This window comes from Nodosilinea nodulosa PCC 7104, from assembly GCF_000309385.1.
In the GTDB taxonomy this organism is placed as follows: Bacteria; Cyanobacteriota; Cyanobacteriia; order Phormidesmidales; family Phormidesmidaceae; genus Nodosilinea; species Nodosilinea nodulosa.
Genome location: NZ_JH976537.1, coordinates 508,219 through 523,131 on the forward strand (window position 1 = coordinate 508,219; position 14,913 = coordinate 523,131).

At 60.3% G+C, this 14,913-nt stretch carries 12 protein-coding genes; 3 read left to right on the top strand and 9 right to left on the bottom strand.

Going from position 1 to position 14,913, the window contains the following annotated elements; genetic code table 11:
- Nucleotides 1-46: 46 nt before the first annotated feature.
- Nucleotides 47-1,126 carry an AI-2E family transporter gene (locus LEPTO7104_RS0102130; protein WP_017296898.1) on the bottom strand — a complete coding sequence of 360 codons (1,080 nt, stop codon included), beginning with the start codon at nucleotides 1,124-1,126 and terminating at the stop codon, nucleotides 47-49.
- Nucleotides 1,127-1,427: 301 nt separating this feature from the next.
- Between LEPTO7104_RS0102130 and LEPTO7104_RS0102135 the strand changes: the two genes are divergently transcribed.
- Nucleotides 1,428-3,500 (top strand): cation:proton antiporter, encoded by a 2,073-nt coding sequence (locus tag LEPTO7104_RS0102135; protein WP_051158467.1) that lies wholly within the window; start codon nucleotides 1,428-1,430, stop codon nucleotides 3,498-3,500.
- A gap of 147 nt (nucleotides 3,501-3,647) precedes the next feature.
- Nucleotides 3,648-5,075: an MFS transporter gene (locus LEPTO7104_RS0102140; RefSeq protein WP_040695240.1), complete on the top strand. Its 1,428-nt coding sequence runs from the start codon at nucleotides 3,648-3,650 to the stop codon at nucleotides 5,073-5,075.
- Nucleotides 5,076-5,177: 102 nt separating this feature from the next.
- Here the strand turns inward: LEPTO7104_RS0102140 and ctpB are convergent, their stop codons facing one another.
- The 8 genes from ctpB to LEPTO7104_RS0102180 form a co-directional block, all read right to left on the bottom strand.
- On the bottom strand, nucleotides 5,178-6,506 hold the full coding sequence (gene ctpB / locus LEPTO7104_RS0102145) for a carboxyl-terminal processing protease CtpB (RefSeq protein ID WP_017296901.1): 1,329 nt from the start codon (nucleotides 6,504-6,506) through the stop codon (nucleotides 5,178-5,180).
- 110 nt (nucleotides 6,507-6,616) lie between these two features.
- Nucleotides 6,617-9,346 carry a UPF0182 family membrane protein gene (locus LEPTO7104_RS0102150; protein WP_017296902.1) on the bottom strand — a complete coding sequence of 910 codons (2,730 nt, stop codon included), beginning with the start codon at nucleotides 9,344-9,346 and terminating at the stop codon, nucleotides 6,617-6,619.
- 26 nt (nucleotides 9,347-9,372) lie between these two features.
- Nucleotides 9,373-9,549, bottom strand: coding sequence for a hypothetical protein (locus LEPTO7104_RS39820; RefSeq protein ID WP_017296903.1), 177 nt, complete (start codon nucleotides 9,547-9,549; stop codon nucleotides 9,373-9,375).
- A gap of 238 nt (nucleotides 9,550-9,787) precedes the next feature.
- Nucleotides 9,788-10,582, bottom strand: a complete 795-nt coding sequence (locus LEPTO7104_RS0102160; protein ID WP_017296904.1) for an energy-coupling factor ABC transporter ATP-binding protein — start codon at nucleotides 10,580-10,582, stop codon at nucleotides 9,788-9,790.
- A 226-nt stretch (nucleotides 10,583-10,808) separates the two neighbouring features.
- Nucleotides 10,809-11,582, bottom strand: coding sequence for a cobalt ECF transporter T component CbiQ (cbiQ, locus tag LEPTO7104_RS0102165; protein WP_422879844.1), 774 nt, complete (start codon nucleotides 11,580-11,582; stop codon nucleotides 10,809-10,811).
- Nucleotides 11,583-11,584: 2 nt separating this feature from the next.
- Nucleotides 11,585-11,956, bottom strand: a complete 372-nt coding sequence (locus LEPTO7104_RS0102170) for a PDGLE domain-containing protein (protein ID WP_017296906.1) — start codon at nucleotides 11,954-11,956, stop codon at nucleotides 11,585-11,587.
- A gap of 28 nt (nucleotides 11,957-11,984) precedes the next feature.
- Nucleotides 11,985-12,668, bottom strand: a complete 684-nt coding sequence (gene cbiM / locus LEPTO7104_RS0102175) for a cobalt transporter CbiM (protein WP_051158555.1) — start codon at nucleotides 12,666-12,668, stop codon at nucleotides 11,985-11,987.
- Between the two features lie 612 nt (nucleotides 12,669-13,280).
- Nucleotides 13,281-14,072, bottom strand: a complete 792-nt coding sequence (locus LEPTO7104_RS0102180) for an IS5 family transposase (protein ID WP_017296610.1) — start codon at nucleotides 14,070-14,072, stop codon at nucleotides 13,281-13,283.
- A gap of 172 nt (nucleotides 14,073-14,244) precedes the next feature.
- On the opposite strand from LEPTO7104_RS0102180, the gene LEPTO7104_RS0102185 reads away from it, so the two are divergent.
- Nucleotides 14,245-14,913, top strand: a complete 669-nt coding sequence (locus LEPTO7104_RS0102185) for a response regulator transcription factor (protein WP_017296908.1) — start codon at nucleotides 14,245-14,247, stop codon at nucleotides 14,911-14,913.

Here is a 14,913-nt window from a genome sequence, read left to right on the forward strand (position 1 = left end):
ACAAGGCTGGTGGAATCAGGATTTTAGCCAGAATTGATGACACGCCCTAGGGCAGCTGAGGCAGGTCGGCAACCTCGGCAATCTCGGCAACTTCGGCGATCGCGGGGGCAAACTCATCGCAGAGGCGCTTGAGCGAACCGGCCAGGGGCACCGCCAGCAGCAGCCCCAGCAGGCCCCCCAGCTGGGCCCCCAGCAGCAGGGTAATTAAAATCCAGACGGGGTTGAGGCCAATTAAATTGCTGAGAATTTTTGGGGCAATGGCGTTGTCAATTAGCTGGTCGGTCAGCAGCGAAACCACCAGCACCTCGCCGCCCAGCACAATACTCTTAAAGCTCACCACCACCGTGGCGGCTAAAATCCCCACTGTGTCGCCAAAGGGAACCAGCGCCAGCAGGCCGATGCCCAGGCCAAATACCAGCCAGTAGGGAATCTGAAGCAGCAGGAACAGAACCGTCAGAATCACGGCCATCAGCAGGGCGACAGTGGCCTGCCCAACAAAATAGTTCCTAAACTGCTCCTGAAACGCCCGGCGCACCATCGGCCCCATCTCCCCCGGCAGCCAGCGCAGCAGGCCGTTCCAAAACCCATCGCCGTGGAGCAGCAGATAGAAGGTCAAGACCCCGGTGATCAGCACCTCCACCAGGCGATCGGCCACCCCCAGAATCACCTCCAGGGTCTGGTCGGGCAGCTGCACCAGCTCGTCGGGCAAAATCTGAGCCAGTCGCGCCACCAGGGCGGTGATGTCGAGGGGAATGTGGCGGGCCGCCAGCCAGACATCGAGGGCCTGGAACTGCTGGCTGCCCGAGTCTAGCCAGCCGGGCAGGCGCGCCGCCAGGTCCCCCAGCTGCTGAATTAACAGGGGAAACAGCGTCATTCCTAGCAGCCCCAGCAGGCCAGCGGCTACCAGCAAGATGAGGGCAATGCCAATCCCGCGACCCAGGCCCCGCCGCTCAAGCTGCGCGATCGGGTAGTTGAGCAAAAAAGACAGCAGAGTCGCCGTAATCACGATGGTAATCGGCGTTTGAAACAGTTGAAAGACCCTGTACAGCAGCCAGCCGTTCAAAAGCGTCAGCGGGAGAGCAATTTCCCACACCAGCCAGCGGGGCAGTTTGTTGATTGCTTGCATAGTAAAGTCGGCAGCGCCAGCGATATCTTCCTATGAGTATCCGAGCAAAGGGCAAGAAATAGCTAGGTGAGGTAATGTTGCAAAATGTCACAGCTTTGACACAGATCCGACATGGCTTTACCCCAAACTCGGGGAGTGTCATGCAAAGTCATGCAAACACACATCTCTGTGAGCGGCCAGGAGTATTCCTGGCTTTTCTCATGGGATTTTCCCCGACGCTGAGGCGAATCGCACTACGTTACATTCGCCACTCCGCTACAGCCGTCGTTACGATACATTATTAATAAATTGCAATGAGTCAATGGACAGCCTACATAACCCGCTTCTAACTGCCCAGATAGAAATCCTAGTGCTGCTGCTGGTAGCCTGTCTGGGAGCGGTCACCCTGAAGCGACTTAATTTTCCCTACACCATTGGGTTAGTGATTATCGGGTTGGGTCTGGGCCTGCTAACGCAATCCGGGCTTCCCTTTGAAGCCTTCAATGTTTTAACCCTCTCTCCCGACCTGATTCTTTACATCTTTGTGCCACCGCTGATCTTTGAATCGGCTATCAATCTGGACAACCGAGTACTGTTGAGAACGCTGACCCCGGCTCTGATTTTGGCAGGACCGGGGTTACTTGTCTCTGCGCTGATTGTGGGCGGCAGTTTGGCCTGGCTCACCCCCCTGTCGCTAGGGGGCGCCCTCCTGTTTGGAGCCCTGATTTCGGCCACAGACCCGGTGGCGGTCATCGCCCTGTTCAAAGACTTCGGCGTGCCCAAGCGGTTGACGATGCTGGTGGAAGGCGAAAGCATGCTCAACGACGCCACCGCCATCGTTCTGTTTGACCTGGTGCTGGCGGCCGTGGCGTCTCGGGAGTTTGGCGTCGATACCGTAGAGCACGCCTCGGTGAATGTATTTGTGGTGCTGGGAGGCGGCCTGGTGGTGGGGGCGGCGATCGCTACCCTCATGGGCTATTCCATTGCCCAGGCCCGTCAAAACCAGCTCATTCAAACCACCGTCACGGTGATTGTGGCCTACGCTGCCTTCATTGCCGCCAACTACTTCTTCCACGTTTCAGGGGTAATCTCGGTGATGATGGCGGGCCTCGTAGTGGGGCGTTATGCAGACCAAAACCTCAGCCCAGACGTGCGCCGCTACCTGCACGAGTTTTGGGAGTACGCCGCCTTTATCGCCAATAGCCTCATTTTTCTGCTGGTGGGCATTACGACCGCAGGCTTTATCTTTCAGCTCCAGGCCAGTAATACCAGTCTCTGGTGGTCGGTGGGCTGGGCCATTGTGATGGCGATTTTGGCGCGGGCGGTGGTGGTGTTTGGCCTCACGCCGATCTCCAACCGTTTGCAGCGCAAGTCAGAGCCGATTGGCTGGCGCTACCAGGTGGTGACCTTCTGGGGTGGTTTGCGCGGTGCCGTAGCTTTGGCCCTGGCCCTCAGCCTGCCCACTAGCTACCCCAACCGAGAGCTGATTATTGCCATGACCCTGGGGGTGGCCCTATTTACCATTGTGGTCAGCGGTACGACCACAGGTCGGGTAATCCACTACCTCAAGCTCGATGAGCCTCCCGTTCTAGAATCCCTCGGCAAGGCCCAGGCGATGGTACTGGCCAAGCGCGAGGTGTTGCGATACTTGCACAAGCTGGAGGCGGTGGGCCTATTTGACGAAACGGTGATTCAAAAGCTGCGGCAGGACTACCAGCAGGCCTTGATCAAGGCCGAAGATGAGGTTACTCTGATCTGGACCGAGCTGAAGGAAAATCCAGGTCTGGGGCGGCAGATTTTTTGGTTACAGGGTCTGGAGATTGAGCAGCAGGCCTATCGCGATCTCTATGACCAGGGGCTGCTGTCAGAGGCGGTTCTGCGCAAGCTGAACCTGCTGGTGGAATCAAAGCGCGACGACGTGCTAGCCAACAGTATTCCGCCTAAAATTCCTCCCATGTGGTCGGCTGAGACGCCCCTGGAGCACTTTGCGGTGAAGCAGCTACAGCGTTTTTCTGCGGGGCGCCAGTGGTGCCGCAGGTATCGTCACCATCGAGCTATGGTTCGCTACGAGTACCACGCCGCCAACGCCTATGTTGCGCGTAAGGTGGCCCAGCGCATTCAGCACCTGGAGGCGGAGCAGGCGGTTGAACCCATCATCGCTGGCGACTGTATTCAGTTCTATCAGAACCGAAGCGAGTGGGCCTTCGAGCAGATCTCGGTGATCGGCACCAATCGCCACGAACTGGCGATCGCCCTGCAAACCCAGGTGGCCAACCACGCCGCCCACATTAGCGAAGAGGAAGTGTTTGAAAAACTGGTCTCCGAGGGCATCATCCCGGAAAGTGCCCTCGGAGACATTCGCACCCTGGTGGATACGGAAGGTCGGCAAATGTAGCCAGGGCAGCGTCTGTGGGTAGCTAGCCAGCGGTTCTGGCCTCAACCCAAACATCACCCTTTTACCAGAGGTGAATATTGGGCGACTAGAGTTAAATAGCTCTAGCCTAAAAATGCCGTGCGGCCCGTTGAGGAGACAGAGCAACCCATGACGTCATCCAAACTGCCCGAGACCCGAAAACCTGAAGCAGCGGCTAAGTGGTGGGTGATGTTGGGCATTGGTCTAGGGGTGCTGATGTTCACCTTGGATACCAGCATTGTCAACGTGGCGCTGCCCACCCTGGTCAAGGTGTTTGATACCCAGTTCAGCACCGTGCAGTGGGTGGTGCTCAGCTACCTGCTGGTGATCAATGCCCTGGTGCTGGGGGCCGCCCGCTGGGGCGACATGATTGGCAAAAAACCCCTCTACCTGGGCGGTCTGGCGGTGTTTACGATCAGCTCTGCGCTCTGCGGGCTGTCGCCGTCGGTGGGCTGGCTGATTGCCTTTCGGGCCATGCAGGGGGCCGGGGCGGTGATGATTTCGGCCCTGGGCGCGGCGATTATTACCGAGGTGTTTCCCCGCAGCGAGCGCGGTCGGGCTCTGGGCATTATCGGGGCGGTGGTGTCGTTGGGCATTGCCCTGGGGCCGACGGTGGGGGGCCTGCTGCTGGACTGGTCGGGCTGGCGCACCATTTTTTGGGTCAACCTGCCGGTGGGAATCTTTGCCAGCCTGGTGGTGGCCCGCAGTCTGCCCAACGTCAGCCTGCCCTCCGCGCGCCAGGGGTTCGACTGGTGGGGGGCGCTGCTGCTGACCCTCGTGCTGGTGGCCTTTTCCCTGGGCATGACTGAGGGGCAGGATGTCGGCTTTAATCAGGCGCTCCCCTTGGGGCTGCTGGCGGTGGCGCTGGCGGGGCTGGTGGGGTTTCTCTGGCTGGAGAACCGCCTGGCCAACCCGCTGCTGGATTTATCGCTATTTCGCAACCGCCCCTTCAGCCTCAGTCTGCTGACCGCCGTGCTGGTATTCGTTGTGATTGCCGGGGTGATCTTTATTCTGCCCTTTTACCTAGAGCTGGTGCTGGACTACCGCCCCCGCCACGTTGGCCTGCTGCTGGCGGTTTCTCCGGTGCTGGCGGGGTTTGTTGCGCCCCTGTCGGGCTATTTGTCTGACCGGCTGGGGTCGCGGCTGATTAGCCTGGCCGGGCTGGCCTGTATGACCCTGGGCTGCTGGTTAATCAGCACGTTTACGACCGATCTCACCGATGCGGGCTACATTCTGCGGGTGGCCCCCTTTGGCATCGGTCTGGGCCTGTTTCAGTCGCCCAACAACAGCGCCATCATGGGGGCCGCGCCGCCGGAGCGCCTGGGGATTGCCTCGGGGCTGCTGTCGCTGTCCCGCACCCTGGGCCAGACCACCGGGCTGTCGCTGATGGCCACGGTGTTTGCGCTGGTAACGCTGGCCTACGGGACGAATGTTACCGAGGTCACCCAGGCTTCGGCAGAGGCGATCGTCACGGGGGTTATGTGGACCTTTCGGCTGGCGGCCCTGGTGCTGATTGTCGCTGCCGTACTGCTGGCCAGGGTCTGGCGCATCGAATAGCGGCGCTCTGAAGAATTGGGTAAGGCCAAGATCGCCCCCCGCGATCTTGGCCTTACCCCCGCCCAATCCAGGATTAATCAAGCCGGACTTACCCCGGCCCTGCTAGGGAGTAGGAAGGGCCGCCTGAGGGGACGGAGCGCTGGCGGCGATCGCCTGCTGGAGCTGGTCGAGGGCCGTAACGTACTGGCTATCCTGGTCGGTGCCCAGGCGATCGGGGTGGGTCCACAGTTCTTTTTGGGCGTCCTCCGAAGAGTCGGCCACCACGTCGGGGGTAATGCCCTTGTGGTTGATGTCGGCCCCGGAGGGGGTGAAGTAGTGGGCAATGGTGACGTTGAGGCCGGAGCCGTCGTTGAGGCGGTTGACCGCCTGCACCAGGGCCTTGCCAAAGGTCTGGGTACCCACCACCGTGGCCCGATGATCGTCTTTGAGCGCCCCGGTCAGCACCTCGCTGGCGCTGGCCGAGTTGCCGTTCACCAAGACCACCAGGGGCTTGTCGGTGATGGCGGTGTGGTTGGCCGTGGTCTGCTCGGCGTTGAGATCGCGGTCTACGGTGCGGACAATTGCCCCGTCGTCGAGCCACATGCGCGCGATCGCGATTGCCTGCTGGAGAATCCCCCCCGGATTGTTGCGCAGGTCTAGCACGTAACCATCGACCTGCTGGTTTTTCAGGCTTTCGATCGCCTGCTTCATCTGATCGGCCGATTGGGCATTGAACTCGCTCAGGCGGATGTAGCCGACGCGCTGGCCGTTGGTTTCTTGCAGGGCCGAGTGCACCACCGGCAGGTCAATGCGGGCGCGGGTGAGGGTGACGGTGAAGGGGGCCGCGTCGTTGCGCTGGAGCTGCAAGTCGACCGTCGTGCCGGCCTCGCCCCGAATTTTGTTGGCGGCGGCTTCAACGGTGATGTCTTTGGTGGAGGTGCCGTCGATCTGGAGAATGCGATCGCCTGGCTGCACATCCGCCGCCATGGCGGGCGAGTCGGCGATCGGCTGCACCACCGTCAGCACCTGGGTATCGGGGTCGAGGGTGAGCTGAATGCCAACCCCCACCAGCTGCCCGCTGGTCTGGTTCGAAAACGCCTGAAACTCCTCCGGGGTCATAAACCGGGTGTAGGGGTCATCCAGCTTTGCCAGCGAGTCCTTCAGCGCCTTGTAGGCGGCGTCGGGAGAGGCATACTCCTGTCCCAGCAGGGTCTGGCGCTCCTTGGCCCAGTCCACCTGGTTGAAATTTGGATCGACGTAGCTCTCGTTGACGATCTGCCAGGCTTCGTCCAAAACCGCCTTGGGGCTGTCTTGCCAGGTGGCCCAGGCAGCCGTAGTCACCACCGGTAAACCGACCAGAGTGAGCACTGAGGTGAGGGCCAGGGCCTTTTCTGTGGGCGACCAGGCTGCGATCGTAGACAGCGGAGCAAGCGGGCGGCGAAGTTGAGGCATAGCGCGAATGATAGATTTGGATAACGTCGAGTCTAATGAGTGTAGACCTTACCTATGGCAGACCTGTGACAGATTCTTGACAGACCCCCGGTGCGTAGGCCAGCGGCGGGCTACAGGGCCTGTTCGCTGCCCAGAGGCAGCGCTGGTGCGCCCTCCGGTTCACTCCCCGATTCACTCCCCGGCCTGGCCCCGGCCTCCGGTGCAAACAGGGCCTGGAGGGCCTGATCCAGGGTGGGTTCCATCACCACCTGGTCACGGTAGGCAATGATAACGCGGGTCAGCTCGGGCAGCTTGCTGTTTTCGGCCTCCAGGTACAGGGGCTGCACGTAGAGCAGCGACTGCTCCACCGGAATAATCAGCAGGCTGCCCCGGTTCACCCGCGATCCCTGCTGGTTCCACAGGGAAATTTGCTCAGAAATAATTGGGTTTTGGCTGATGCGGGCCTCCACCTGCTGGGGGCCGAACACCAGGCTCTCCCGCGAAAACTGGTAGACCAGCAGCTTGCCGTATTCTTCGCCGTCGCAGCGGGCCGCCATCCAGGCGATCAGGTTTTGCTTGTTCACCGGGGTAAAGGCCGACAGCAGCATAAACTCGGCGCTGCCGCTGGGGTTGGCGGTGGCGTCGATGGAGGACAGCTCCAGAATCAGGTAGTGGGGCGGCATGGCCTGGGAGTCGGGCAGGGGACCGGGCAGGGTGGAGTTAAACAGCCAGTTGTTGACCCCGGCTTCGCTGCCCCCTTCCCCCCTAGCGCCTGCGAGCTGGCGAATCTGGTCGGGAATTTGCCACAGGTCTTCTTTGTTGTAAAACACCTGGGCGTCGCTCATGTGGTAGGTGGCGTACTGCTGGGTCTGCACCTCAAACAGGTCGTTGGGGTAGCGAATGTGCGATCGCAGCTCCGCCGACATCGCCCCCAGGGGCTTAAACAGGCTGGGGTAAATGCGCTGGTAGGTCTCAATAATGGGGTCGTCGGGGGCGGCCAGATAAAAGTCGACGCTGCCGTTGTAGGCATCGACCACCACCTTCACCGCATTGCGAATGTAGTTGAGATCGCCCGCCGGGGTGGGCTCGCTGTAGGGGTAGGAGCGGCTGGTGGTGTAGGCGTCGATCATCCAGTGCAGGCCGCCGTCGGCAATCACCAGGTAGGGGTCGCGGTCGTAGCGCAAAAACGGCGCCAGGGTGTGCACCCGCTCGGCGATCTGGCGCCGAAACAAAAAGCGGCTGTCGGGGTTAAACTCCTGGCTGAGCAAAATCTGCCAGTCGCCAAAGTGCCAGGCGTAGAGCAGTCGCTGCCAGAGCGCACCGATGGGCAGCCCGCCCGTGCCCTGGTAGGTGGTGTAGATGTTGGCTTCTTCTTTGGGGTAGTCCAGCTCCTGGGCGTTGGTGTTGACAAACACATCGAGGTCGGTGAGCTCGCCAAAGTAAATGGCCGGATTGTCGATGGGGAAGGCCGCCGCCGCCGCCGGGCTGGTGGCCCGGGGCGGAATATCCTGAATAAAGAAGTCGGGCAGCCCCACCCGCGTCACCACATTCACCGGACTGAGGGCCAGGCCGTAGCCGTGGGTGTAGAAGAAGTGATCGTTGACCCAGGTGCGCGCCCGCTCGGGAATCAGGGTGTAGTCGAGTTCGCGGGCCGAGTGCATGACCTGGCGCAGGTCGCCGTCGATGGTGTAGCGATCGACATCGACGCTGGGAAACTGGTAGTAGGGGCGAATTTCTTGCAGCTGGCGGTAGGCGGCCAGCAGCGGTTCGTTATCCCACAGGCGAATGTTTTTGAGGGTGGCGGTGTTGCGGGTGAGGCTTTCGGGAGTGAGGTTGTCTTTGACCTGAAAGGGCTGCACATCCACCTCGCTGAGGTTGTAGCCCGCGCGGGTAAAGGCAATGTTGTGCTCGATGTAGGGGCGATCGCGCTCCAGCTCATTGGGCAGCACGGCAATGCGCTGCACCAGCTCGGGGTAGAACACCCCCACCCCGATCGCCGCCAGTCCGTAGCCGCCAAAAATCAGCAGCAGCGCCGTCACCTGCCAGGGAACCCAGCGCCAGTCGGCCTTCTCCTGGGCGGCCTTGAGGGAGATCAGCGCGGGCCGAAAGGCCGCCAAATAAAACAGCGCCGCCGCCCCCACCCAGGCCATGGCCGCCAGCAGCAGGTCGGCGGGCATTTGGGCGTGCACATCGGTGTAGTTGGCCCCCGCAAAGGACCCCCGGTTGGAGTACATCAGGGTGTAGCGGTCCAGCCAGTGGCCCAGCCCCTGAAACAGCATCAGCAGACCCCCCAGCCCCAGCAGGTGCCGCTGCGCCCCCTGCACCAGCAACCCCTGGGCCGCTGGCAGCAACCGCCGAAACCTGAGCCAGTAGCAGAGGGCCACCAGGCCAGCGGTACCGGCCCCCACCCAGAAACCCCACCGCTGAAGCTGGAGCAGCAGCGGCAGGCTAAACAGATAGAAGCTGATGTCGTGCTGCAAAATTGGGTCGGTGGTGCCCACCGGCTGCTGAAACAGCGCCACCAGAAAGGTAAACCAGTGATCCATGGCGATCGCCGCCACCGCCCCGCTGGTCAGCCCCACCAGCAGCCCGCGCCAGGGCCGCTTGGCCTGGGGCCAGGCCAGGCGCAGGTTGAGCCCCAGCCACAGGGCCATGGCTCCAAACACCCCCAGCCCCAGCCCCCACGGGGCCGCCCGACTCATTAGCCACACCTGACCATAGCCCAGGTGCGAAAACCAGTTTTCGTCGATCCACAGCCCGATGCCCACCTGGAGTGCCACCCCCGCCATCAGCAGGACCAGCAGCACTGCCGCGATCGTCGAGGCCAGAGGGCGAGCCGGTAACTTAGGGTCAGCAGTCATAGGGGCGCGAGATATAGACGATTGTGCTAGATAAACCCGAGAAATTTTGACAGGCGATAGCCCATGATAATCCCCACGATACCGCCCACTGTGCCCAACAATACCGACGCCAGCCCCAGCAGGCTGCCGCCCCAGAGCACCGGAACGTAGCTGCCCAGCATTGAGCCCACGAAGGCTCCTATGCCAATCAGGAGTTTGTTCACCCCGCTCCTCCCTCAGCTTCTATTGCTAAATCTGGCCATGCCACAGCTAAAACAGGCCTAGTCAGATACATCTCAACGAATATGTCGGATATAGCCGTGGCCAGTCTAGTTAATACAGATCTCCTATGAACGTTCATAGGAGATCTGTATGTCCTAACCAACGCGACTATAGCTATATCTCCAACTATAGAAAAGGGATGTGGTGATGTGGTGTTAAACCTGTGTCAATTGGGCCTCTTTAAACCCCAGACATGGCGGGCTTCGCCTGGACGGGGGCGTGGTCGAGCTGGCAGTAGGGCCGACTGTAGCTGAGCGGCAGCTCCAGGTGGTGCTGCTGCAAAAAGGCCTGATCGCCGAGGATTTGAGGGGTGGGTCCCTGGCGCACCAGCTCGCCCCGATTCAGCACAATGGTGCGATCGCACAGCTCCAGAGCCAGATCCAGGTCGTGGGTGGCGATCAGCTGGGTCATCGGCATCTGCTGAAGCAGGTTGATCAGCTGCCGCCGCGATCGCGGGTCGAGCTGGGCGGTGGGTTCGTCAAAGACCAAAATTTGGGGCTGCATGGCCAGCACCCCGGCGATCGCCACCCGCTGCTTCTCGCCGCCGGACAAATTTTCGGGGCTGCGCTGGGCGTAGCGTTCGGGGTCCAGTCCCACCGCATACAGACAGTGGTGACAGCGGTGGTGCAGATCCTTGCCCTGCACCCCCTGGTTCATGGGGCCAAAGGTAATGTCCTCCCAAACCGTGGGCATAAACAGCTGGTCGTCGGGGTTCTGAAACACCAGCCCGACAAAATTGCGAATCGCCTGGAGGTGCTCGGGCTGCATCGGGTATTCGCCCACGGTGAGGCGGCCCGACTGGGGCAGCAAAATGCCGTTGAGGTGCAGCAGCAGGGTCGATTTGCCGGAGCCGTTGGCCCCCACCAGGGCCACCCGTTCCCCGGCGGCAATGGACAGATTGATGTGGCTGAGGGCCTGGGTGCCGTCGGCATAGGCATAGCTGAGGTCATCAATCGCAATGGGATTGTGGTGCATACAGTCAGCAACAAATAGTGAAACGATTAAGCTACAGCCCCGATTTGAGCGCTGGAGACGAGGCCCAGGGCCAGCCGCCAAAACCGAGAACTATCCGACTCGCAACCACAGCTAGGTAACTCTCTATCATGCCTTAACGCCCATGCCTTAACGCCCATGCCACAATGCAGCACCATGCCTGGGGGCACAGCTCCAGCGGCCCTAGTCTGGCCGAGCGCCTGGGCGGCTAGACGCCAAACCAAAGCAGCTGCCCCATCGCCGCCAGCCCCACCATCAGGCCCAGGGCAATCCGGTCCGGCGGCCCCATGCGAATGGCCGCAGCGGTGGGCATTGCGCCACTGTAGCCCCGCGCCAGCATGGCCTGGTAGACGCGATCGCCGCGAACGTAGGAGCGCACAAACAGCGCCCCTATCATGTTGCCAATGACCCGACGCTGCCCCTGGGGTCGAGCCGTCAGGTTGCGGGAGGCCGCCGCCCGCCGCATGGTGCTAAACTCTGCGGCCAGCACCGCGATATAGCGGTACATGGAGGCCAAAATCGCCACCAGCAGCGGCGGCATTTTTAACCGGGTGAGCCCCTGGAGCAGTTCGGGCACTGGGGTAGTCAGGGTGAGCAGGTTTAGCATGATCAGGCAGAGCAGCGCCTTGAAGCTGACGCTGCCCAGCACCGCCAGCCCCTCCGTGGTGACCTGCAACATGCCCCACTGCCACAGCACCGTGCCCCCTGGCCGAAACAGCGTGCCAATCAGCACTACTCCCACAAATCCGGCCTCCAGCGCCACCCGCAAAAGCAGCACCGGCAGCGACACCCGGCTGAGGCCAATCAGCACCGCCAGCCCCAGGGCATATAAGGCCCAGGTCTCCCAGTGCCCGGTGGGGGTCAGCGCCGTGGCAAACACAAATACCAGGGCGCAGAGCAACCGAGTCTGGGGCACCAGTCGGTGCCAGGGCGTGCTGCGATCGCTGTCCACAGCCAGATGAAATCCGCCAATGTGCAGCAGCATCAGCCCCGATCCGCTCCGTCTGACTCTGAACCCAGGCCCGAGCCTTCAACGCCGCTCGGCCTGACCAACAGCTTCCCGGTGCCCCAGGCCAGCCCAAACACCACCAGGGTGCCAATCACCCCAGCCAGGGGCGTGGCAACAGCACTGGGAACCCCCCGCAGGGCATATTCATCAAAGACCGAGTAAAACGGTAGCTTGTGAGAGGGGGGATCGGCCTGCGCCTTCGTGTCAAAGCCATGGTCTTCCGAGACTCGATCAAGGCCATCCGGGTTGGAGCTGGCGAAGGGCGAAACGACGGCGGCGATCAGCAGCGCGCTCCCCAGTCCGGTTAGCCAGAAGGCAATATTTTTCTTGGTTTTCGTCGAACTCATGGGCAAAATCTCCTGTGCGATCGGGGCGTTATCGAGGATCTAAGTTGGGCAGCGGATATTTCTGCGCCGCGATCCGGGGAGGATCGTAGAGCAGGTCTGGACGGGTGCGCCAGACATAGCTAATGGCCACCAGGGTAATCAGTGCTTCACCAATGCCGATTAAAATGTGCCAGCCTACCATAGCGGTGACGGCCACGGCTAGCGGCACAGTGCCGGATATGGCCAGCTGCAGGGCGCACACAAGGGAGCCTACGACAACACTGAGCCAGGCCGTGATCGCCACGGCGATCGCCATGCCCCGCCAGCGGTTAAACCCCAGAGCCGATCGCAGGGTCTTGTAGAGGTAGTAGCCGCCAAAGGTGCCGACCAGGCCCATGTTAAAAATATTTGCCCCCAGCACCGTCAAGCCGCCATCTTGAAACAGCACCGCCTGAACGATAAAGACTACCGTCATCACCAGGGTGCCAGCCCAGGGACCCAGCAGCACCCCGGCCAGGGTGCCCCCCAGCAGGTGCCCCGAGGTGCCCCCCGGAATCGGAAAATTGATCATTTGCGCCGCGAAGATAAACGCCGCACAGATCCCCATCAGGGGCACCGCCCGGTCCTGGTAGTCGACCTTGACCTGTCTCAGGGCCAGGGCAATCAGAGCGATGGAAATCGCCCAGGTCACCAGGCTCACCGGCAGGCTGAGAAAGCCGTCGGGAATGTGCATGGCTAGGCAGGGCTGGCCGGTTCCCGTCAGGGTCTCAAGCAGGGAGACGGGCGATCCAGGCAATCCAAAAGATCTCAACATAAATCAATGGCCAATTTGCTTTCAGGTTTAAACCCCTTCTGTCCCCAAAAAATTCTCAAAAAAGCGAGATATTCAAACAATTGCATGCCTCTCTTGATTGGAAACGATGGCGCTGACTTCAGGGAGACTCCAGACAGAACAGAAAGAAGTTAATACATCTTAGAAGCAGTAGAAAGGTATTATCCTAAAAAAGCAATCCCCCATGGGGGTATAAAGGGGGTTTTTGACCCAATAGACAGAAATTTGGGGCAAGTTTTGTGATCGAGCCTACAGATTTGCCATCGGCCTGTCACAGCTTTGACAAGGCGATCGAGTTAGCTGGTGCTGGGAATGGTTGAAGCGCTGCCCCAGGCCCGAACGCTCCGTTTGAATACCCCACAGAGTAACTACATTTAATATCAAAAGTCTTAATATTTGACCAATGAAAATTATCTGTTCGATGGGTTGCGGCTGAAATCTGTCATCTTTCTGTAGATAGAATTTCACCGCTGGCACTTAGAGGACGTTTTAAAAGATCTGAGGGGTCAAAAATTATGCCAACCGCCTGACCATAATACGGATCATGGCCAGGTAGATGAGGGTCTCTGAGGTTTCGGGTAGCAGTTCATAATCTCGCACCAAACGTCGGCACCCCATCAGCCAACCGAGGGTACGCTCCACCACCCAGCGTTTCTTGAGCAGCACGAACCCTTTAGTTTGTTGAGGTCGCAGCACGACTTGGAGAATCCAACGACAGGTATCCATCACCCACATCATGAAAGCAGGGCCATCAAAGCCCCCATCCGCCCAAATAATGGTCAGTCTCGAGATGGCAGGCCCCATCGCTTTGACGCGCTTGAGGAGTTGCTTACCCCCCTCACGCTCCGGCACACTGGCGGCGGTGACCAGCACCCGCAGCACCAAGCCGAAGGTATCGACGCCCAGAAACCGTTTACGTCCTTTAATCTTTTTGCCCGCATCATAGCCAACGGCCTCATGCACCATGGCCGCGCTTTTCACGCTCTGACTATCGATGACGGCTTCTGACGGTTGAGGGTGTCGGTCTTGCTCAATCCGAGTCCACTCGCGCAAGTGGTCATGAATGATGATCCAGGTGCCGTCCTTGCGCCAGTTCCGGAAGTAGGTGTACACCGTCTGCCATGGCGGAAAGTCTCCCGGCAAGGCCCGCCAACGGCACCCTTCTACCAGGAGATACATCATGGCATTGAGCAGCTCCCACAGATCCACGCTGCGGGGTCGTCCGCCTGGTTTGGCCTCAGGCAGCAAGTCACTCAGCAGCTCGTATTGGGCACGGGTTAAATTGCTGGGGTAGTCTTTACTCATCGTCTCACTCCGGCATTGCTGACTTCTATCTGCAACTTACACGGAGTGAGCTTTTTTACCCACGGACCGACTTTTCAAACACCCTCTTAAGGAGTAGTGGCAAGGCATGGGGGAAGCGGCAAATTTTTGACCTATTTTCTTCAGGTTTTTGTTAGCTTTCTGTCCTCACAGCATGAAAATCTTAATTGTTGAAGATGACCTGCGGATCGCCAGTCCTCTAGCCAAGGATCTGCGGTATCAGCACCACATTGTGGAGGTGGCCCAGGACGGTCTGGAGGGGTGGGCCTGCGCCAGCAGCGGTGACTATGACCTGGTGCTGCTGGATGTGATGCTGCCCAAGCTGGACGGGATTACCCTCTGCAGGCAGCTGCTGCAGGCCCACTCTGCGACCCTCATTCTAATGCTTACCGCCAGGGACACCACCCAGGACAAGGTCGTGGGGCTAGACGCCGGAGCCGACGACTACCTGGTCAAGCCCTTTACCCTGGAAGAACTCTCGGCCCGCATTCGCGCCCTGGCTCGCCGCAGCCGAGACCCCGTGCCGCCCTGCCTGACCTACGGCGACCTCAGCCTTGCCCCCGCCACCCAGACGGTGACCTTTAGGACCACAGTGCTGCCCCTGACGCCCAAGGAATACGTGATTTTAGAGTACTTTTTGCGCCACCCCCGTCAGGTGGTCAGCCGCCCGGCGCTGCTGGACAAGCTGTGGGAGTTTGACCAAACCTCCGGCGAGGGCACGGTTAAAACCCACATTACCAATCTGCGCAGCAAGCTGAAGGCGGCGGGCTGTCTGACGCCCTTCATCCAAAACGTCTACGGCATGGGATATCGCCTGGAATAG

What these genes read in the sequence shown, in the direction of transcription:
- LEPTO7104_RS0102130 (WP_017296898.1), bottom strand. Translation starts at nt 1,126, where the DNA reads ATGCAAGCAATCAACAAACTGCCCCGCTGGCTGGTGTGGGAAATTGCT.
- LEPTO7104_RS0102135 (WP_051158467.1), top strand. Translation starts at nt 1,428, where the DNA reads ATGGACAGCCTACATAACCCGCTTCTAACTGCCCAGATAGAAATCCTA.
- LEPTO7104_RS0102140 (WP_040695240.1), top strand. Translation starts at nt 3,648, where the DNA reads ATGACGTCATCCAAACTGCCCGAGACCCGAAAACCTGAAGCAGCGGCT.
- ctpB (WP_017296901.1), bottom strand. Translation starts at nt 6,506, where the DNA reads ATGCCTCAACTTCGCCGCCCGCTTGCTCCGCTGTCTACGATCGCAGCC.
- LEPTO7104_RS0102150 (WP_017296902.1), bottom strand. Translation starts at nt 9,346, where the DNA reads ATGACTGCTGACCCTAAGTTACCGGCTCGCCCTCTGGCCTCGACGATC.
- LEPTO7104_RS0102160 (WP_017296904.1), bottom strand. Translation starts at nt 10,582, where the DNA reads ATGCACCACAATCCCATTGCGATTGATGACCTCAGCTATGCCTATGCC.
- LEPTO7104_RS0102170 (WP_017296906.1), bottom strand. Translation starts at nt 11,956, where the DNA reads ATGAGTTCGACGAAAACCAAGAAAAATATTGCCTTCTGGCTAACCGGA.
- cbiM (WP_051158555.1), bottom strand. Translation starts at nt 12,668, where the DNA reads ATGCACATTCCCGACGGCTTTCTCAGCCTGCCGGTGAGCCTGGTGACC.
- LEPTO7104_RS0102180 (WP_017296610.1), bottom strand. Translation starts at nt 14,072, where the DNA reads ATGAGTAAAGACTACCCCAGCAATTTAACCCGTGCCCAATACGAGCTG.
- LEPTO7104_RS0102185 (WP_017296908.1), top strand. Translation starts at nt 14,245, where the DNA reads ATGAAAATCTTAATTGTTGAAGATGACCTGCGGATCGCCAGTCCTCTA.